Annotated in this window: 16 protein-coding genes; all 16 read left to right on the top strand. The window is 69.9% G+C overall.

Annotated features, from left to right (window positions below; genetic code table 11):
* Window positions 1–213: 213 nt before the first annotated feature.
* The 16 genes from RFN52_RS01120 (at window position 214) to RFN52_RS01045 (ending at window position 19,463) form a co-directional block, all read left to right on the top strand.
* Entirely contained in the window at window positions 214–1,494 is a 1,281-nt protein-coding gene (locus RFN52_RS01120; RefSeq protein WP_311240851.1) for a TrpB-like pyridoxal phosphate-dependent enzyme, read from the top strand.
* A 47-nt stretch (window positions 1,495–1,541) separates the two neighbouring features.
* Window positions 1,542–2,579 (top strand): BtrH N-terminal domain-containing protein, encoded by a 1,038-nt coding sequence (locus RFN52_RS01115; protein WP_184854529.1) that lies wholly within the window; start codon window positions 1,542–1,544, stop codon window positions 2,577–2,579.
* A complete protein-coding gene (locus tag RFN52_RS01110) occupies window positions 2,576–4,648 on the top strand; it encodes a molybdopterin-containing oxidoreductase family protein (protein ID WP_311240850.1) in 2,073 nt (690 codons plus the stop codon). Before RFN52_RS01115 ends, RFN52_RS01110 begins: the two co-directional genes overlap by 4 nt.
* Window positions 4,641–5,330: a class I SAM-dependent methyltransferase gene (locus RFN52_RS01105; protein ID WP_184854530.1), complete on the top strand. Its 690-nt coding sequence runs from the start codon at window positions 4,641–4,643 to the stop codon at window positions 5,328–5,330. Before RFN52_RS01110 ends, RFN52_RS01105 begins: the two co-directional genes overlap by 8 nt.
* On the top strand, window positions 5,327–6,004 hold the full coding sequence (locus RFN52_RS01100) for a hypothetical protein (protein ID WP_184854531.1): 678 nt from the start codon (window positions 5,327–5,329) through the stop codon (window positions 6,002–6,004). The genes RFN52_RS01105 and RFN52_RS01100 overlap by 4 nt, the downstream gene beginning before the upstream one ends.
* Window positions 5,991–6,977, top strand: a complete 987-nt coding sequence (locus RFN52_RS01095) for a BtrH N-terminal domain-containing protein (RefSeq protein ID WP_184854532.1) — start codon at window positions 5,991–5,993, stop codon at window positions 6,975–6,977. Before RFN52_RS01100 ends, RFN52_RS01095 begins: the two co-directional genes overlap by 14 nt.
* Window positions 6,974–8,353, top strand: a complete 1,380-nt coding sequence (locus tag RFN52_RS01090; protein ID WP_184854533.1) for a phenylacetate--CoA ligase family protein — start codon at window positions 6,974–6,976, stop codon at window positions 8,351–8,353. The genes RFN52_RS01095 and RFN52_RS01090 overlap by 4 nt, the downstream gene beginning before the upstream one ends.
* Window positions 8,343–8,591: a ferredoxin gene (locus RFN52_RS01085; protein WP_184854534.1), complete on the top strand. Its 249-nt coding sequence runs from the start codon at window positions 8,343–8,345 to the stop codon at window positions 8,589–8,591. Before RFN52_RS01090 ends, RFN52_RS01085 begins: the two co-directional genes overlap by 11 nt.
* A 7-nt stretch (window positions 8,592–8,598) precedes the next feature.
* The gene (locus tag RFN52_RS01080) at window positions 8,599–10,068 is read left to right on the top strand and encodes a hypothetical protein (protein WP_184854535.1); all 1,470 of its coding nucleotides are present in this window, start codon (window positions 8,599–8,601) and stop codon (window positions 10,066–10,068) included.
* An 11-nt stretch (window positions 10,069–10,079) separates the two neighbouring features.
* Entirely contained in the window at window positions 10,080–11,582 is a 1,503-nt protein-coding gene (locus tag RFN52_RS01075; protein WP_311240849.1) for a 4-hydroxyphenylacetate 3-hydroxylase N-terminal domain-containing protein, read from the top strand.
* A complete protein-coding gene (locus tag RFN52_RS01070) occupies window positions 11,579–14,611 on the top strand; it encodes a flavin reductase (protein WP_184854536.1) in 3,033 nt (1,010 codons plus the stop codon). The genes RFN52_RS01075 and RFN52_RS01070 overlap by 4 nt, the downstream gene beginning before the upstream one ends.
* Window positions 14,608–15,642 (top strand): phenylacetate--CoA ligase family protein, encoded by a 1,035-nt coding sequence (locus tag RFN52_RS01065; protein WP_184854537.1) that lies wholly within the window; start codon window positions 14,608–14,610, stop codon window positions 15,640–15,642. The genes RFN52_RS01070 and RFN52_RS01065 overlap by 4 nt, the downstream gene beginning before the upstream one ends.
* Window positions 15,643–15,711: 69 nt before the next feature.
* A complete protein-coding gene (locus RFN52_RS01060; RefSeq protein ID WP_184854538.1) occupies window positions 15,712–16,647 on the top strand; it encodes a carbon-nitrogen hydrolase family protein in 936 nt (311 codons plus the stop codon).
* Window positions 16,644–17,432 carry a carbon-nitrogen hydrolase family protein gene (locus RFN52_RS01055; protein WP_184854539.1) on the top strand — a complete coding sequence of 263 codons (789 nt, stop codon included), beginning with the start codon at window positions 16,644–16,646 and terminating at the stop codon, window positions 17,430–17,432. Before RFN52_RS01060 ends, RFN52_RS01055 begins: the two co-directional genes overlap by 4 nt.
* 1 nt (window position 17,433) lies before the next feature.
* Window positions 17,434–18,615, top strand: coding sequence for a tyrosine decarboxylase MfnA (gene mfnA, locus RFN52_RS01050; protein ID WP_184854540.1), 1,182 nt, complete (start codon window positions 17,434–17,436; stop codon window positions 18,613–18,615).
* Window positions 18,612–19,463 (top strand): carbon-nitrogen hydrolase family protein, encoded by an 852-nt coding sequence (locus RFN52_RS01045; protein ID WP_184854541.1) that lies wholly within the window; start codon window positions 18,612–18,614, stop codon window positions 19,461–19,463. The genes mfnA and RFN52_RS01045 overlap by 4 nt, the downstream gene beginning before the upstream one ends.
* Window positions 19,464–19,469: the final 6 nt, after the last annotated feature.

The raw sequence follows: 19,469 nt of genomic DNA, 5'->3' as shown, positions 1-19,469 counted from the left end.
AAGCGGGTCCCGTCCGATGAAAGCTGCAATTGTTGAAAATTAGACCTGAGGTTCAAACGGTTGCGCGGCGCTCGGTCGCTTCCTACGATGACTCAAAACCATTCGAAGCGGGGGAGCGGGGGGAACGTGACTTCGTACAGCCCAAGCCATGTTGGGCATGAGCAATCGCCATTGCCTCGCCCCGGTATTCGTGGCGATGTGTCATTACCGGGAATGCAGACGATGCCGACCCATTGGTACAATTTCCTGGGAGATCTGCCCGGCCCGATGCCCGAGGTCAGGGACTCCGGAAGCCCTACCGCCGCTGAAATATCCGCGCAGGTCCGTCCGCGGGTCCTCATCGAGCAGAACGCTCCGAACGAGCAGTGGACAGCGATACCCGAGCCGGTCGCGGAGCGGCTGCGGCAATGCGGCCGGCCGACACCGCTGCACCGGGCACACCGGCTCGAAAAGCATCTCGGTACGGGCGCGAGGATCTACCTCAAGCGTGAAGACGTCCTTCCCAGCGGCAGCTTCAAGCTGAACACCGCGATAGCGCAGGCGTACTACGCGGCCGAGGAGGGGCGGACCACTCTCGTCACCGAGACCGGAGCAGGTCAGTGGGGCATGAGTGTCGCGCTGGCGGCGAAGATGTTCGGTCTGCGGGCCGAGATCTTCATGGTGAGGTGCTCGCTCGAACAGAAGCCGTACCGGCGTCACTACATGGAGCTGCTGGGAGCCGAAGTCCGGCCGTCGCCGTCGACGCACACAGCGATCGGGCGGAAGATCCTCGGGGAAGTCCCGGACCACCCCGGCAGTCTCGGCACAGCCATCAGCGACGCGATCGAGCATGCCCTGGACCGTTCCGCCGCCGCGTATCTCGCCGGCAGTGGGATGCCGCACGTCTACCTCCACCAGACGCTGCTCGGGCTGGAGGTCGCGCAACAGCTCAAGGAAACCCACGGCGAGGACCTGGGCGTCGACGGACGCGGCGACCACCTCATCGCGTGCTCGGGCGGCGGAAGCAACCTCTGCGGTCTCATCGGCCCCCACCTGCGGGCCAAGGCCGACGGAGCGGACCTGCGCTTCCTGGCCGCGGAATCCACGGCGGCTCCCCGGCTCACCCAGGGCGTCTACGAGTACGGCCGCACCGACCTGGGCGGATTCACGCCCGAGGTACTGGGCTACACGATGGGGGAGCGCTTCATCCCACCGCCCAACCACGTCGGTGGCCTGCGCAACCACCACAGCTCCGCCCTGGTCAGCCTGCTGCGCCGGGAGGGCGTCCTGGACGCCGTCGCCTTCGACCAGCGGACAGCGCTGGAGGCGGGCCGTCTCCTGCTGCAGACCGAGGGCCTGTTGCTCGCCCCCGAGGCCGGCCACGCGGTCGCCGCTGCCCTGGACGTCGCGGCCAAGGCCGACGCGCAGAATCTCGAACCGGTCATCGTGGTCCTGGCCAGTGGCGCCGGTTTCCTCGACCTGCAGGGATACAGCGAAGTCCTGCTCGACGCATAGCCGCACCATCGTTCACGGCATCTTGCACCTTGCGATTGGGAAGCCACATGCGCTTGGCGACATTTCAGCCCCAGCTCGGCGATCACTGCGAGACGACCACCCTGCGGAACATGATCCACCACGCCGGCGCCGGCATCTCCGAACCCATGCTGTTCGGCCTCGGCCAGGGGATCGACTTCCAGTACTGGGATGCTCCGGACCCCGGACGCGGTGCGCCGATGCTCACCGGCCGGATCGAGCCCGCCCAGTTGTCCCGCAACGCCTGCTCGGCCCTGGGGGTGGAACTGCGCGAAGCGCAGGCACCCGACCCGGAATCGGCCTTCGCCACGACGATGGAACTCCTCGATGCCGGCCATGTCGTGGGAGTTTCCGTCGACATCTTCCACCTCGACTACTTCTCCTCCAAGAGCCACTTCGCGTCGCACTACATCGCGCTGTACGGGCTCGACGACTCCCTCGCCCACGTGGTCGACACCGACCAGCAGGGCGGCGCCCGGACACTGCCGGCCGAGTCGCTGCGCCGTGCCCGCGCCTCCAGCGAAGGGTTCATGCCGTCGCCCCATCTGTACCTGTACGTCGAGCAGTTGCCCCCGCGGCTGACCACCGACACCGATGCGGTCCTGCGCGAGCAGATCTGGAATGCCATCCGGCTGACCGCCGAGCGGATGACCGGTGACCGCGGCCCGCGCCTCGGTCTCGGCGCCCTGCGGCGGGCAGCGTCCGAGATCGCCGGATGGAACGACACACTCGCCCCCGCGGACGAGGTGGTGCAAGGCGTCGGCCGCTTCTGGCGCTTCGCGGGAACCGGCGGAGCGAACTTCCGGAAGCTCTACCACGCGTTCCTGATCGAAGCGCGACAGCTGTACGGCGCCCGCGAACTCGACCCGTTCGTCGAGGACTTCGACCACGTGCGGCAGCAGTGGGACCAGGTGACCGACATGCTGATGGCCTACCGCGGCGCGGACGAGGGGCGAAAGCAGCTCGAAGCCGTCGCGGCCCGGCTGGACGCCATCGCCGACGCCGAACAGGCCGTCTTCGAAGGGCTGCTCGTACCGGCCACCGAGCGGGCGGGTGAGCCGGCTTGACCGTCACCCGGCTCAAGACCATCTGCCGTATGTGCCACGGCGGATGCGGCGCCGTCGTCGACCTCGTGGACGGCGTCCCCACCGACATCCACGGGGACCCGGACAACCCGACGAGCGAGGGCTACTTCTGCATCAAGGGCAAGGCGTCGCTCGACCTGCTGAGCAGCCCGGACCGGCTCACGACCCCGCTGGTACGGACCGGCCCACGCGGCTCCGGGACGTTCGAACCGGTCAGCTGGGAAGCCGCCCTCGACCGGATCGCCGGCGAGCTCGCCGCGACCATCGCCCGGCACGGCCCCGAGTCCGTCGCCCTCGGCCAGGGGACCGACCGCAACTACCAGGAGTGGGTGTTCCGGCTCGCCAACGCGATCGGGACGCCGAACGTCGTCGGTCCGGCCCACGTGTGCTTCTATCCGCGGGTCATGGCCTCGATCATGACGTACGGCGCCTTCACCTTCTGCGACTACGACGGCGATCCCGAAGTGGTCCTGCTCTGGGGCAGCAACAAGCCCAGCACCCACTCGGACGGCGTGATCGGCGTCAAGCTGCTGCGAGCCATGGAACGGGGCAGCCGCGTCATCGCCGTCGACCCGCGACGGACACAGACCGCGGCCCGCTCCGGTCTGCACCTGGCCGTCCGGCCCGGAACCGACTGCGCACTGGCACTCGGCATGATCAAGATCGTCATCGACGAGGACTGGTACGACCACGACTTCGTCGCCGCCCACACCTCCGGGTTCGCCGAACTCACCGCACACGTCCAGGCGTACGACATCGAGCGGGTCGCGGGGATCACCGGACTCACACCCGGGCTCATCCACGAGGCGACCCGCGCCTACGCCCTCGCTTCACGGGCGTGCATCGAGGCCGGAACCGGTCTGTCGCAGAACGAGAACTCCTTCGACACCCACCGCGCCATCGCCCTCCTCGCCGCGATCTGCGGCAACATCGACGCTCCCGGCGGCGACGTGATCTGGGAACCGATGCCGATCGAGGGTCGGCGCGCCTTCCCCCGCACGGATCTGCTGCCCGAGGAGCAGGCGAGGAAGCGGATCGGCGGCGACAAGCACAAGATCCTCTCGATGTCCGGCTGGGTCGCGCCGGGAGACCTGCACGAGGCCATCGTGACCGGGGTGCCGTACCCGGTCACCTCGCTGGTGATCTTCGGCAGCAACATCCTGGCCTCGCACGAGAACACCGAGCGGGTCCGCGAGGCACTCGGCAAGCTGGACCTGGTCGTCGTGTGCGACCTGTTCATGACGCCGACAGCCCGGTACGCCGACGTGATCCTGCCGACCTCCAGCTGGCTGGAGCGGGACCAGATCGTCGAGTTCAACTCCTACATCGCCGCCCGGCAGAAGATCGCCACGGTCGACGGCTGCCGCTCCGACGAGGAGATCATCCTCGAACTCGCCGCCCGGCTCGGCCTGGAACGGCACTTCTATCCCTCGCTGGAAGCCGCCCTCGACGCCAAGCTGGCCGGCATCGAGCTCACCTGGGAACAGTTCACGAAGATCGGCTACATCCGGAACGAGAAGCGGTACCGCAAGTACCGCGACGGCGGATTCGCGACCCGGTCCGGACGCGTGAACCTGATGAACAACGGGCTGAGGGCCATGGGCTACGAGCCGTTCCCCGTCTTCCGGTACCCACCGGAGGCCGACCCGGCCCTGCCGTACGTGATGACCAGCGCCCATCCGCGCCAGTTCTACAACACCGAGTTCCACCAACTGCCCACCACCGCGCGCAGCCAGACGACGGCGCGGGTGACCGTCCATCCGGACACCGCACAGCGGGAGAACCTCACAGACGGCGAAGAGGTGGTCCTCTTCTCGCGGGCCGGTGCGCGCGGGGTGCGCATGACGGTCAGGATCTCCGACTCCGTCGCACCGAACGTCGTGATGGCGGACGCCGGCTGGTGGTATCCGGGCGAGCCCTCGACCGACGAGTCGCTCCGATCCTCGGTCAATCTCCTGACGACCAACGACCGTTCCGACGTGCACATGGGGAGCGCGACGATGAGAGGTGTAGCAGTGGGAATACGGCGGCTGGAGCCGGACCGTGGCTAGCGCGCGCGGCACCGTCGCCGCCCGGGTGCCGGAGACCGACGAGGGCCTGCAGGGCGACGAACTGGCCCTCAAGTACGACGAGATGCAAGCCCACATCCGGGACAACGGCTGGCTCCAGGAGAAGATCGACGACATCCTGGCGGCGGACATCCGCTCCGGGGAGGTCCTGGAGCTGGGATGCGGCCCCGGCTACCTGGGACTGGAGTGGATCACCCAGGCCGATGACTCCGCCCGGCTCGTCGGCCTCGACATCTCACCGGCCATGCTCCGCCGGGCGAGCGCCAACGCGGCCGGATACGGCGTCGCCGAGCGCTGCGCCTACGAATGCGGCACCGTGCTGGCCCTGCCGTTCGAGGACCACCGCTTCGACCACGTCATCAGCGCGTCCTCGCTGCACGAATGGGCGGATCCTGCGACCGCCCTCGCGGAGATGCACCGCGTCCTCAGGCCGGGCGGCCGCTACTGCGTCTCCGACCTGCGCCGGGACGTCGACCGGACGACGTTCCAGTTCATGAAGGCGAACATCGCGGCCGACATGCGCCCCGGCTTCCGCACCTCGATCCGCTCCTCGTACGTCAAGAGCGAGATCGAGGAGCTGCTGCGCGGCACCGCGCTCGACACGGCCGTCGTGACGGAAGTGCAGATGGGGATCGTCATCACGGGCAGGAAGGAAACGCCATGAACGCACTCGCGGGAAGTTCACCGGCCATCACCGCCACGCGTGACGGGCGCTTCCCCGACCGCCCCGGCTTCGACCGTTCCTGGGAGGAACTCCTCCAGACGTCCAGCACATGGCGGGACCTGGACTGCGGGCAGTACCTGTCGGCCTGGTGCGGATACGCGCCCGGCCACGTCGTCGAGAAGTTCGCCGGGGTCAACCACGTCGGCGTCTACATGGGCGACTACGACAGCGACGACCAGGTCTTCGGCTGGAACGCCTACCTGAACGACCTCCGTGCCTCCGGCCGGATCACCACCGTCGAGATGGGGCCGTCGTACATCTCACCCCGGCAGTACGGCACACCGGGATGGTGGAACTCGATCGCTCTCGCCGACGGACGCGTCATCGAGATGTTCGCGTGCCGCCGGTTCGGACCCTGGGCGGAGCGCTCCGCCGACGAGCGGGGACGTCTCATGTCGCACGTCGCCATCGACGTGCACACCGACGGCGACGTCCGCTACCTCCTGGACGTCCTCGACCGGGACGTCGACCACCTGGAGAACATCGCGTTCACCGAGGCGGACGAACTCGGCCACACCTACGGGCACCTGCGCAACAACGACAGCGGCTCCGTGCTGGAGATCGTCTACGAGGCGCCGCGCGGCGGAACGGGGCAGGGCGATGGCGGTCATTGACATCTCGCCGTACTCCGGTGACCACTGCGAATCCACCGCACTGCTCAACATGCTCCGCAACCACGACATCGAGCTGAGCGAGCCGCTGATCTTCGGGCTGGGACAAGGACTGTCGTTCCTGTACTGGCACTCGAAGCAGATGCCGAACCCGTTCCTCGCCGGCCGCGTCAAGCCGGACCATCTGATGCGCAACGTGGCGGACGCGCTCTCCCTCCAGCTGGGGGCGCAGGAGACGTCCTCACCGGCGAAGGCCGAGGCCACTCTGGTCAAGGCCCTCGACGAAGGCCAGGTCGTGGGGCTCAAGCTCGACCGCTACCACCTCGACTACGCGCGGGAGAACCACCACTTCGCCGCGCACTACGTCGCCTGCATCGGGTACGAGGACGACAGGTTCGTCGTCGTCGAGACCCGGTCGCTCGGTGTCCAGTCGACATCGCGGGAGAGCATGGCCCGGGCCCGGTCCGCCAAGGGGCCGATGTCCTCGCGCAACCTGTCGGTCCGGGTGGACCCGGGCGGGTACGACGAGTCGCTCCTCGCGAAGGCCTGCCAGACCTCGATCCTGGCCACCGCACAGGAGTTCCTGAGCCCGCCGATCACCAACATGGGATTCAAGGGCATCGCGAAAGCCGGCTCGCTCATGCGCGGATGGCACGACCGGCTCGACCGCCCCGTCGAGGCGATGGGCATCGTCGGCACCAGCATGGAGGAAGGCGGAACGGGCGGCGGGCTCTTCCGGACGCTGTGGGCGCAGTTCCTGGAAGAGGCCCACGAGCTGACCGGCATCGAGGCCTACGACGCACTGGCCGTCGAGTACCGCCGCATCGCCAAACGCTGGACGGACGTGGCGAACCTGCTGCGCGACGCCGACGACGCCGGTGCCCGGCGGGCACTCGACGAGGCAGCGTCGATCGTCGACGCGCTCGCGGCCGACGAGCGCGCGGCGATGACCCGGCTGGAGGAGGCGTCCCGATGACCACCCTCACCCGGCCGGCCGGGCACGATCCGCGCAGCAGGCTGCGCGACACCCTCACCTCCCGTGTCGACATCGCGCGGAAGGTCGCCGCGGTCACCTCACTGGACCGCAAGGCGCTCGACGCGTGGGCCGCGGAGGCGCTCGCCGCGACCGTGGAGCACGCCTGCCGCAACTCGCCGTTCTACACAGGCGCCGTCCCGGCCGAGGTCGCCCGAGCGGTCGCGCAGGGCCGCCCGCACGCGTTCGAGGCCATCCCCTTCACGACGCGAGACCATCTCTCCGCCGCCTACCCGCTCGGTATGCTCGCCGTGCCGCGGCGCGAGGTGATCCGGTTCGACGAGAGTTCCGGGACCGGCAACGGGCGCCCGATCGCCGCGTTCTTCACGATGGCGGACTGGCTGGAGAACAACCTCACCGTCGCCGGGCTGCTGGCCGCCGTGCTGGACCGGCGGGACGTGGTGGCCATCGCGGTCCCCTACGAACTGGCCGGGGTGGGCCAGGACCTCGACCGTGCCGTCGAGATCCTCGGATGCACCATCGTGCCGCTCGGCGCGGCCTCACCGTCGTGCACGCCGGACCGGATGGTCGACGCCCTGCTGCGTTCGGGCGCGACCACCCTGGTGTGCTCCGGAACGCGCGCCCTGTTCCTCGGCGAGATCGCCCGCCGCCGCGGCATCGACCCGCGGTGCGACCTCAACGTCTCGAAGATCCTCATGGCGGGGGAGGGCGCGTCGCCGGCCAAGAAGCGGCGCCTGGCCGAACAGTGGGACGCCGTCGCGTACTCGATGTTCGGCATGACCGAGACCAACACGCTGGCCATGTTCTGCCGTGAGCGTGACCTGCACCTGGTCGAGTCACGGACGTTCTTCGAGGTGGTGGATCCGCAGTCCGGGGAGCGGCTGCCGGACGGCTCCGTCGGTGAGCTGGCCGTGACGACGCTCGCGAGCCGGGCCATGCCGCTGCTGCGGTACCGGACCGGTGACGTGTGCCAGATCGAGGCCGCGCCGTGCGCATGCGGCTCCCCGTTGCGCCGGCTGCGCCACCGTGGCCGGATCGGCGACCGCATCCCGGTCGGTGACCGCTGGACCTCCCAGCTGGAGATCGAGGACATCGTCCTGAGCGCCATGACGACCGCGCCGTACTACTTCGCCTTCGACATCGACGGGGACGCCCTGGAGATCGCCCTGCCGCAGTCGAGCAGCGACGAGGCGACCCGGGCATCGGTCGCGGCCGGTGTCCGCGACCGCCTCGGAGCGTCCGCGCGATTCCGGCTGCTGGACACGGACCGGTTCGAGACGGCGCTGCGAACCTCCGCCAAACCGACGATGCGCAACTTCAGTGCCTACGGGGGAGGAGGGGCTGACGGTGAGGGTTGAACTGCCGCTTCCCACACGCATTCCGGTCGACGGGCGCTTCGAGATCGATGACACCTGCATCGACTGCAAGCTCTGCAACGACCTGGCGCCCGACAACTTCGACGCCGACCTCGACAACGACGTGCACTACGTGTGCAAACAGCCCGAGACACCCGACGAACTCGAACGGGTCCTCGACGCATTCGAATCCTGCCCCACCGAATCGATCCGGTACTCAGCGGCACCTAGCGGGGAGTGATGGCGCAATGTCAAGCCTGGACGATCCAGTAAAAGCCGACATGTGCGCCGGCCGGTGGCAGATGACCGAACTGGGACCGGTCGCCGAGAGCTACGACCAGCTGCACCGCATCGACCTGCTCGGCGAGGCGCGGGCCGCACGGGGAGTGCCCGAGGGCACGTACGACTCGACGGTGTGCGCCGTCCTCCAGGCGTCGGAGGTGTGCCTGCTCAACCTGGCCCGGCTGGCGCGCAGGACCCAGACGTGCCTGCTGGCCGACGACATCCCGGCCGCCTCCCGCTACGTCCAGTGGGCCGTCGGGTTCCACCGGCTGCTGCGCAGGCTCGGCACCGTGACGTTCGGCGCCCGCAGCGTCTTCGGAGCCGGCGTGTCCGACGGGGCCACGGCCGTGAGCATCTCCGAATCCGCGGGCTACGCGGCCTACGTCGACGCACTCCGGGGGCTGGAGGACGTCGCCAAGGGGTCGCTGCTGGCCGGTGCGCCCGAGCTGACCCGTTCCACCATCGCCACCAAGAGCATCGACGACTCGCTGTACCGCGTGCTGCACGGCATCCGGACCGGCTGCCACGACGCGACCAAGTGGGAGAGCGACCTCACGGCCGTACCCATCGGGGTGAGCCGGAGCACCGACGAGCTGATCTCCGCCGAGACGCTGGCACGAGCGGTCGCCGCGACCGAGCTGAACGCGGACACGCTGCACGGCGAGTTCGTCGCCCTGCACCAGGTCCCGGAGATTCTCTGCGCCGAGGCGAACGACCACCTGGAGGTCGCGATCCGGGAGATCCGGGCATCGGCTCTGAGCCGCGCGGCACAGCACCTGACGGCCTGCCGGGAGCTGCTCGACCCGGTGGTCGAGGCGCAGCGGGTGATGGCCGAGCACCTGGCGACCGGGGAGTACCACGGATTCCGCACCAACCTGGGGCCCGCGAGCGGCACGCACTCGCTGTCGATCAAACAGCACATGTTCCGGGACCTGTTCAAGCACATGTGGAACGACCTGGAAGTCTGGCTGCACTCGCTCGGCGATTCCTCGCTGGAGGAGACCCTCCGGGACATCGACGCCCGCCGCCACGACGACCCGGAGGCATGGCTGCGGCACACCGTGGTCGACCAGGCCTTCAAACTGCACTCCGCCCACCAGCAGTGGCGGCACGAGCATCTGCACATGCCCCGCAACTGCCTGGGCAGCGGCGGCACCAAATCCATGATCGGCATTCCGGACGGGCCCCAGGCCGTCTACAAGATGCGGGACGCGGCCAACGCCCAGCACTCCCTGGCCGCGATCCACCGGGCACGCCGGACGACCCTGTCGAACGCCGTGCCCGACTCGCCGCTGGCCAAGCTCATCACCGACCCCAGCTCCCTCGACTCCGAGCTGATGCGGGTCGTGGGCGAGGCGACACGCGAGTACTTCCCCCAGGTGCAGGAGCAGAGCTACCAGCCGTTCCGGTCCGGTGCGGCCGAGCGGAACCCGTAGGAGCGCGGACGGTGACCACCACAGGATCCAAAGCCTCTGACAGCGTCATGCCCACCGACGAGATCACCCTGCTGCCGGGCTCCTCCGGCGGAGCCTGGCGGGGGACCGAGTACGTCGCCAGCCTCAAGGACGAGCGGGAGGTCTGGTGCGACGGACGCCGGGTCGACGTGACCGGCGACCCGGGCTTCCGGCCGATGCTGTCCACGCTGGCCGGCCTCTACGACGCCCAGCACCTGCCCGGCCGGGCGGAGACGATGCTCCACCGGTCGGACACCTCCGGCAACCTCGTCAGCCTGTCGTACCTGGCGCCGGGCGACCGGGACGGCCTCAGCCGCAAGTGGGCCAACTCCCACCGGTGGGCGGAGGCCTCCTACGGCCAGCTCTCCCGGATACCCGACTTCATGTCGAACGTCGTGGTCGGCCTCTACGACTACCGGCACGAACTGGCCGAGGTGGACCCCGCGTTCGGGTCCAACGCGGAGAACTACTACCACTACTGCCGCGAGAACGACCTCACACTGACCCACGGTCTGGGCGACCCGCAGATCGACCGTTCCTCGACGCCCGCCGACCGGCCGGAACTGGGCCTGCGAGTGGTGCGGCGCGGCGCCGACGGCATCGTCGTGCGGGGAGCCAAGCAGATCGCGACCCTGGCGCCGTACGCCCACGAGGTGCTCATCTACCTCTCGCCCGCGAACTACCTGCGCGAAGACCCCAGCTACGTCTGCTGGTTCGCCGCTCCGCTGGCCACACCGGGCCTGCGCGTCCTGTGCCGCAGGTCCTACGCCGACGGCTCCGGCGGCCTCTCGGCGCGCTACGACGAGCAGGACGCCATGCTGGTGTTCGACGACGTGTTCATCCCCATGAACCGGGTCTTCCTGCTCGACGACTCCCAGGCGGCCGTCCGCGGGTTCGGCGAGCTGAACAAGTGGTCGCTCTACACCGGCCAAGTGCGCTACTACCACCGGCTGCGCACCATGCTCGGGGTCGCGTCACTGCTGGCCCAGGCGATCGGAGTCGACAAGTTCCGGCAGGTCACGGACCTCCTCGGCGAGCTCACCTCGTACGTCGAGATCGTCCGGCTCGGCCTGGCCGCGATCGACGCCGAGTGCCGGCCCACCCCCTCGGGCCTGCTCGCCCCCGGCTCCACGGCAGCGCTCGACGCCGTCGCCGGCCGCTTCTCGACCCGGGGCTCGGAGATCATCCGGCAGATCGGCGCGTCGGGTCTGATCATGCAGCCCTCGGAGGCCGACCTCGGGACCTCCGAACTGCGCACGGTCCTGGACACCTACATGTGCGGGCGCGACATGGGCGTCGACGAGAAGTCCCGCATCTTCCGGCTCGCCGCCGATCTGGCCGTCGACCGCTTCGGGATGCGCCAGGAGCTCTACGAGACGTGGAACCGCGGTGATCCCGCCCGGGTCCGCTCGATGCTCCATGCCCGCTATCCCGACCTGCAGCGCTGCGAAACCCAGGCCCGCGACCTGGCCGAAGGGCGGAACGACACCACATGAGTCTCGACAACATCCGGCTAGAGGGAGTCACGACCCACAACCTCAAGTCGGTCGACGTCTCCTTCCCCAAGGGGAAGCTGGTCGTCGCCGCGGGCGTCTCGGGATCGGGCAAGTCGTCCCTGGTCATCGACACCCTCTTCGAACACTCCAAGACGCTCTACCTGGGCGCCCTGTCCAGCAAGTCCCTCGACATGGGCGACGGCGACTACCAGTTCGACCGGATCGCGGGGACCCAGCCGCCGGTGGCCCTGCGCCAGCGCGACGGGGGCTACTCCAATCCCCGCTCGACCGTGGGGACCCTCACCGGTCTCGACGGGCTGTACCGGCTGTTGTTCGGCGCCGGCTCGCGGCCGGTGTGCCCGGCCTGTCTCGGCCCGACCGGTCCGGACCTGTTCTGCGACGAGTGCGGCTGCTTCGCCGAACCGCACTCCGCGAAGCACTTCAGCCCCAACCGCAAGGAAGGCAAGTGCCTCCAGTGCGACGGCATCGGCGAACTCGTCGGCTTCTCGCTGGAGAAGATCATCCCGGACCGGTCGAAGACGCTCACCGAGATCTGGGACGGTGCCGACCCGGGGACGTTCGCCGTTCCCAACGTGCGCAAGGCCTTCGAGGCGATGGCAGCGGACATCGGCCTGGACCTCGGCCTGCCGTTCGAGAAACTGAGCCCGGAGCAGACCGAGCGGGTGCTGCACGGCTCGGACACCGTCTACACGCTCAAGATCCGCAAGGTCACCAACGACTTCCGCTTCGAGGGCATCCTCGGCTTCCTGGAACGCGCCTACCGCAACGCGTCGTCGGCCGCCCGCAAGAACGCCTTCACCAACTACCTGGGACGGGAAATCTGCCCCGGGTGCAACGGAGGGCGGCTGCGCCCGGAATCGCTCAAGGCGACGGTGGCCGGGCACACCTTCCACGACTTCCAGAGCGACGAACTGTCGCGGTCGATCACCCGGTTGCGCGACGGACTCGCGTCCGGCGCCGTGCCGGCACAAGTCCGCGAACTCGCTTCCGCGATCGTCAAACAGAGCGCGAACATCGACGACGTCGGCCTCGGACACCTGCAACTGCAGCGGCCCGTCATCACCCTCTCCGGCGGTGAACTGCAACGGTTGCTGCTGGCGCAGCACCTGGCCAGCGACCTGACCGGCGTCATGTACGTCCTGGACGAACCGACCGCCGGTCTGCACGAGGCCGACACCGGGAGGATCCTCACCTCCCTGCGACGGCTGCGCGACCTCGGCAACACGGTCATCGTCATCGAGCACGACGAGTCGGTGATCCGCGCCGCCGACTGGATCGTCGAGCTGGGGCCCGGGGCCGGGTCCCGCGGCGGCGAAGTCGTCTTCGAGGGCCGGTTCGCCGACCTGCTGACCACCGGCGACTCTCCGACGGCGACCGCGATGGCCTCGGACGGGCCGTCGCGTACCAGGACCGGCCTGGCCGACGCGCCCTGGGTCGAGGTGCGCGGCATCACGCGCAACAACGTGGTCGACCAGGCAGCGAGGTTCCCGCTCGGCGCACTGACCTGCGTCTCCGGCGTGTCCGGCGCGGGCAAGAGCTCCCTGGTGGCCGGCATCCACGCGGCGGTCTCCCGGGCCGTCGCCCAGCGGTCGACGGGCGTGACGGCCGGGAACACCGGCATACAGGGAGCCGAAGCCCTGGACGACGTCATCTACGTCGAGCAGCGGCCGATCGGCCGCTCCAGCCGCAGCACGCTCGTCACCTACATCGGCATCAGCGACCACATCCGCGACGCCTTCGCCGGCAGCGCCGACGCGGTCGAACGCGGCCTGGGACGCGGTGAGTTCAGCCCGAACGTCGCCGGCGGCCGCTGCGAGTCCTGCAAGGGACTCGGGCTGGCCGAGATCGAGATGACGCTCTTCAAGAGCGAGTTCATCGTCTGCCCCGAGTGCGAGGGCCGCCGCTTCCAGGAGCACGTCCTCGACGTGCGGCTGGGCGACAAGAACATCCACGACGTGCTGTCCATGACCGTCGAGGACGCCCTCGAATGGTTCGACGCCACGAGCAGCCCCAAGGTCGTCCAAGCCCTCGGCGTACTCAGCGAGTTCGGCCTCGGCTACCTGCAACTCGGCTGCTCGACGACCACGCTGTCCGGGGGCGAGGCGCAACGGCTCAACCTGGCCGGCGAACTGCTCAAGCAGCGCCGCAACCGCACCCTGTTCATCTTCGACGAGCCGACGCGCGGCCTGCACACCGCGGACATCCGGCACCTTCTGGCCCTGTTCGAGCGGTTGATCTCCACGGGCAACACCATCATCGTCATCGAGCACAACGTGAAGGTCATCGCCCTCGCCGACTGGGTGATCGACCTGGGGCCCGGTGCGGGCCGCGAGGGCGGCCGGGTGGTGCACACCGGGACGCCGGAGGACCTCGCGGACAACGCGGAGAGCGTCACCGGCCGGTTCGTGCGCCGCCTGCGCGACGCACCCGCCGCCGTGCCGCCGACCACCCCGGTGGAGAGCCACAGGCGGAGTGCAGCGCCGGACCTCGGGGTCATCGGCGAGCTCCTGCCGCGGGCCGTCACGGTCGTCGCCGGCACGGCACGGCAGTCCGAGCGGAACGGTCCGACACCGTACGGACTGGTCATCGGCTCGCTCACGGTCGTCTCCGACGAACTCGCCCTCATCGGCTTCCTGGTGCGCTCGGGCAGCACCAGCTGGAACGCCATCGCGGACACCGGCCGGTTCTGCGTCAACATCCTCGGCGAGGATCAGCACGACGTGTCCGACGCCTTCTCGCAGGGCAGGCCGGACAGCCGCTTCGACGCCCTCGCGTGGACGCCCTCCGCCAACGGCTGCCCGCGGCTGTCCGGCGCCGTCGGCACCATCGACTGCAGCCTGAAGTCGAGCTACCGGATCGGCGACCACGAGTTCGTCCTGGCGACGGTCGTCAGCGTCGACATGGAGGCCGGCACCGACCGGCGTCCCCTGCTCCGCGCCGAACGGGGCGACAGCGCTCTCGACGACTACGGGTGGCGCCGGTTCGCCCGGGAAGCGGAGGCCAGGTGACGACGACCACGTCCATCGCGACGCACTACGAGCAGTTCCTGGAACTGCTAGCCCGCGATCCCCGCGCCGCGGCGGAAGGCCGCGACACGGTCCGCGCCCGCTACGGCGAACGGGTCGACCCCGCGGGCGGCTCGCAGCCGGTCGTGCTGACCCGCGACGAGTGGATCCTGAACCAGATCGACCTGGCGCTGGCGCTGGGCCGGCTGCTGACCGAGGACGACGTCGTCGTCTCGGCCGTGCCGTACGAACTGTCGTTCATCGGCGCCGAGGTGGACCGCGTGATCGAGATGGTCGGCGCCTCGGTGATCAGCGTCGGGACGAGCCGGACCATCTGCCCGATGCCGCGGCTGCTCGGGCTGATCGAGCAGTACGAAGTGACGGCCCTGGTGTGCTCGCCGAGCTTCGCCGCGGAGCTGGCGAGTCTCGCTCTCTCGCTGGGGCGGCGACCGGAGGACTCGACCGTCCGGACGATCGTCTGCGTGGGGGAGGCCTGCTCCACCGGGCGCCTCGACCGCATCGGCGCCGCCTGGGCGGCGAAGACCTCCGCCCTGTACGGGACGCCGTCGACACCGACGGTCGCCGTCGCCTGCGACCACGGCGCACTGCACCTGTGCGACCACCGGCTGCGGGCGGAGGTCCGCGGGGCCCTGCGCGGCGAGCTGCTCCTGGACGGCTCACCGACCGGCGAACTGGTCGAGCTGTGGCCGGCCGGCCGCCCCTGTGACTGCGGTTCCGCCAGCCGGGTCCTGGTGCCGCTCGGCAGCACGGCGTCGGCGGTACGCGGACCGGACGGGCTGGTCTCGGCGCTGGACGTGGAGCGGGTCGTGTTCGGCCACAGGAGGCTCGCACCGCACTTCGCCTGCGCCGTCCGGGACGGCACCTTCCACGTGACCTGCGCCGTCGCCGGACCTCAAGCGGTCGACGAGGGCGCGATGCGGCGCGCGATCCGCAGCGGCATCGACGAGGCGCTGGGGGTCGAGGCCGAGGTCACGGTCGTCGGCGTGCAGGACTGGAGTACCGCCACGTCATGACCCGCACCCGGCCGTGGCACGCAGCCGCCGCGGCCGATCCACCGGTGGCATCTCGAGGAGACAAGACGCATGAGGGTAGCGGTAGTACAGACCCAGTGGGTCGACGATCACGAAGACGGCCTGCGCAACGCCTACCAGGCCATCGAGGACGTCTGCGGTGCCGGCGACATCGACCTGGTGTGCTTTCCCGAATTCCTGCTCGGCCCGCCGTGGTACATGCCGGGGCAGGACGGTCTGAAAGGACGGACCGACACTCCGATCCCCGGGCCGATCGTCGACGGCTTCCAGTCCCTGGCCCGCAAGCTCAACACGCACATCCTGCTGGGTTCGCTCGTCGAGGACCTGCAGGACGGCATGTACCGGAACACCTCCCTGCTGATCGGCCGGCAAGGTGTCATCACCGGACGCGCCGTCAAGGCACACGCCTTCGGCAACGAGATGGTGGTGTGCCGCCAGGCCGACTCGCTCGGTGTCCTGTCGACCGAGTTCGGGCAGATCGGCATCGCCGTGTGCTCGGACTTCTGGATCCCCGAGGTCGTCCGGCTGCTGGCACTCGCCGGCGCACGCACGATCTTCGTACCGGGCGGGACCCTGGGCCAGAACCAGCCGCTCATGGTGAACGCCCTGCGCACGGCGGCGTACCTGAACGACGTCAACATCGTCTACGCCAGCTCGGTCGGCGTCGTCCGCGGCAAGCGCGGGGACCGGCTCGTGGAGATCCACTTCGCCGGCACCAGCCTGGTCGCCGGCCCGGAGGGCGTGATCGCGCAGGCGGGCAGCGACGCGCCGGAGACCCTCGTCGTCGACCTCGACGAGCCCGCGCACGGCGACGGCCGCCGCTGGCAGCAACTCCGCCGCCCCGACGCCTACCAGGCGCTGCTCACCCCGTACGCCGGCGCGGACCGGGACCTGGCGGCCGAACTGCGGGCGAGCCTGACCGGGGGCGGCCCGGACCGGGGCCGGCCCGCCGGCGCGACCAGTGCACATGAGGGGACTCGTTCGTGACCATCTTCGTAGCCCAACACGCCCGCCGGGCCACCCCCGAGGCGACCGCCGACGCCGTACTCGACGATCTCGACAGCCGGGTGACCGACGAGGCATCGTTCGTCGTCCTCCCCGAGAACGCGTTCACCACCGGCGACGCCGGCCCGGCACTGCCCCGGCCGCTGCGTGAGCGGTGCCTGGACCGTCTGACGGCACTGGCGCGGACCCGCGGCACCTACGTGCTCACCGGCTCGTGGGCGGAGGAACGGCCGGGCGGCGGGCTGATGCAGGTGGCCAGGCTGCTCGACCCGAGCGGCTCGGAGTGCGCCCGGGTGGAGCGGCCCGTCCTGCCCGACGGGACGACCGGCACCGGCGACGACTTCCCGGTCGTCGAGACGCCGTTCGGCCAGGTCGGGGTGCTTCTCGGCCCCGACTTCTGGCTGGTCGAACCGCCGCGCATCGAATGCCTGATGGGTGCGGAACTGCTGTTGGTGGCCGGGTCCCTCGACGGCACGCAGCAGGCCGCGCAGCGCGCCGCGGTGTGGGGCATCGCCACCCTCAACACCGTCGCCGTCGCCTTCGCCGGTTCGCTGGGCGGACGCTGCGGTGGCGGCAGCGCCGTGGCGGCGCCCGAGGGGTTCCTCGCCGAGGCCGGCACCGACGAGGGCGTCATCGAGGCGCCCTGGGACGTGGCGAGGATCCGGCACCTGCGCGAACCCGACCTGCGCTTCCAGCAGACCCTCTGGTTCGGACTGTGGGCGCGCCGGACGGAGCTGTACACGGACCTGACGGCGCAGGTGAGTTGAGATGCGTGCCTCCGGCGCTCCCGCCTCCGACGTCCGACGACGGATCGCGACGGAGCTGGCAGACGACGTGCCGTGGAACCGAGTGCTCAATTCCATCTGCACCGAACCCCATCCGCTGGGAGTGGAGATGGCGTCCGCCGCGGCGCACACCAACCTCGGCGACGTGCGCATCTTCCGCGGCACCAAGCGGATCGAGCGCAGGGTCGTCCGGCTGCTGCTCGACCTGATGGGCAACCCCGGCGGGTCGGGGAGTCTGGTGTCCGGAGGAACCGAGGCGAACCTGATCGCGCTGCTCGTGGCCCGCGAGTCGGCGCGCGCCCGGGGCTGGCTGACCGACCGGCCCGAAGTGGTCGTCAGCAGCACCGTGCACTTCTCCTTCACCAAGATCTTCGGCCTGCTGGGGCTGACCCCGGTCGTCGTGCCGGTCGACGACTCCCTGCGGTTGCCGGCCGGTGAGGTGGCCCGGCGCATCGGCGAACACACCGTCGCGGTCGTCGCGACCGCGGGCAGCAGCGAGTTCGGTGTGGTCGACGCGGTCGACGAGATCGGTCCGGTGGTGGCGGGACGGGACGTGCACCTGCACGTGGACGCGGCCACCGGCGGCTTCATCATCCCGTTCGCCCGTGAACTCGGCCACGACCTGCCCCAGTTCGACTTCAGCGTCGACGGCGTCGACTCGATCACCATCGACCCGCACAAGTACGGACTGGCCAACGTCCCGGCCGGGGCGATCCTGTTCCGGGGCGCCCAGGACGCCGGGCGCTTCGCGGTCGACTCGTTCTTCATCGACACGCCGGTGCACAACACCCTGCTCGGCACCCGCCCGGGCGCCGCCGCGGTGTCGACCTACGCGGTGCTGGAGCACCTCGGGCGGGACGGTTTCCGCGACCTCACCCGGACCAACTTCGAGGTGACGCAGTACCTGGTGGACGGATTGCGCGCCGCCGGGCACGAGCTGTTCGCCGAACCGCAGCTGAACATCGTGGTGGTCAGGATGCCGCACGCGGTCCGCATCTCGCAGCTGCTGGAGTCGAAGGGCTGGATCGTCTCCACCTCGAAGCGCTTCGGCGAAACCCTGCGGCTGGTCGTCACCCGGCACGTGACACCCGCGATGGTGGACGAGTTCCTCCCGGTGCTGGAGCGGGCGTGCAAGGAAGTCGCGGCCGAGGCGGCGCCACGATGAGCCTCTTCCGCGGCGCCCGCACCCGGCTCGCCGCCCTGCAACTGCGGATCGAGCCCGGACAGCGGGACGAGAACCTCGCACGAGCCGCCAAGCTGCTGTCCACCGCACGGGAACGCGAGGCCGACCTGGCGTGCCTGCCGGCGACGTTCGCCACCGGCCTGAACTTCCCGACGCTGCGCACCGACGCCACCACCGAGGACGGCCCGGTCGTCGAGTTCCTCGCCGAGCAGGCCCGCACCCTCGGCATGCACATCGCAGCGGGCGTGCTCCTGTCGGCCGGACGGGACGTCTTCGACGCGGCCGTGCTCGTCGGCCCCGGCGGCGACCCGCTCGGCTGGTACCACCGCGCCTGCGTGTGGGCGGGCGAGTCCGAGTACATCTCCACCGGCTCGCCCGGCGAGGTGATCGACACACCCGTCGGGCGGATCGGACTCCAGGTCAGCTACGACCTGCGCTTCCCGGAGGCCGGCCGGCAGTACCTCGCCCAGGACGCCGACCTCGTCGTCTGCGTGGCCAACCTCTTCGGACCGTTCTCGCACCCGGTGCGCTCCCTGTGCCGTGCCCGGGCCGCCGACAACGAGTGCGCGCTGGTCTTCGCCAGCGGGGTGGGGGAGAACCGCTTCGCGAACATGACCTACGTCGGCCGCAGCATGATCGTCGACGGTCTGGTGCAGGACGCCCGCGAGGACCGGGACGCCGACATCCTCGCCGAGGCCGACCCGGGCAGCCAGGAGGCCGTGATCCACGCGGACGTGCACTGGCGCCAGCGGCGCAAGGTCCGCGCCGGGCTGCCGTTCCACGACGACCTGCGCTCGACCTGGACCACGAACCACGGGGGGCCCGCCTGATGAGGG

It is taken from the genome of Streptomyces collinus (genome assembly GCF_031348265.1).
Lineage (GTDB): Bacteria > Actinomycetota > Actinomycetes > Streptomycetales > Streptomycetaceae > Streptomyces > Streptomyces collinus.
Note: the sequence above shows the minus strand (reverse complement) of the source record. Positions and strands in the feature narration are given on the sequence as shown.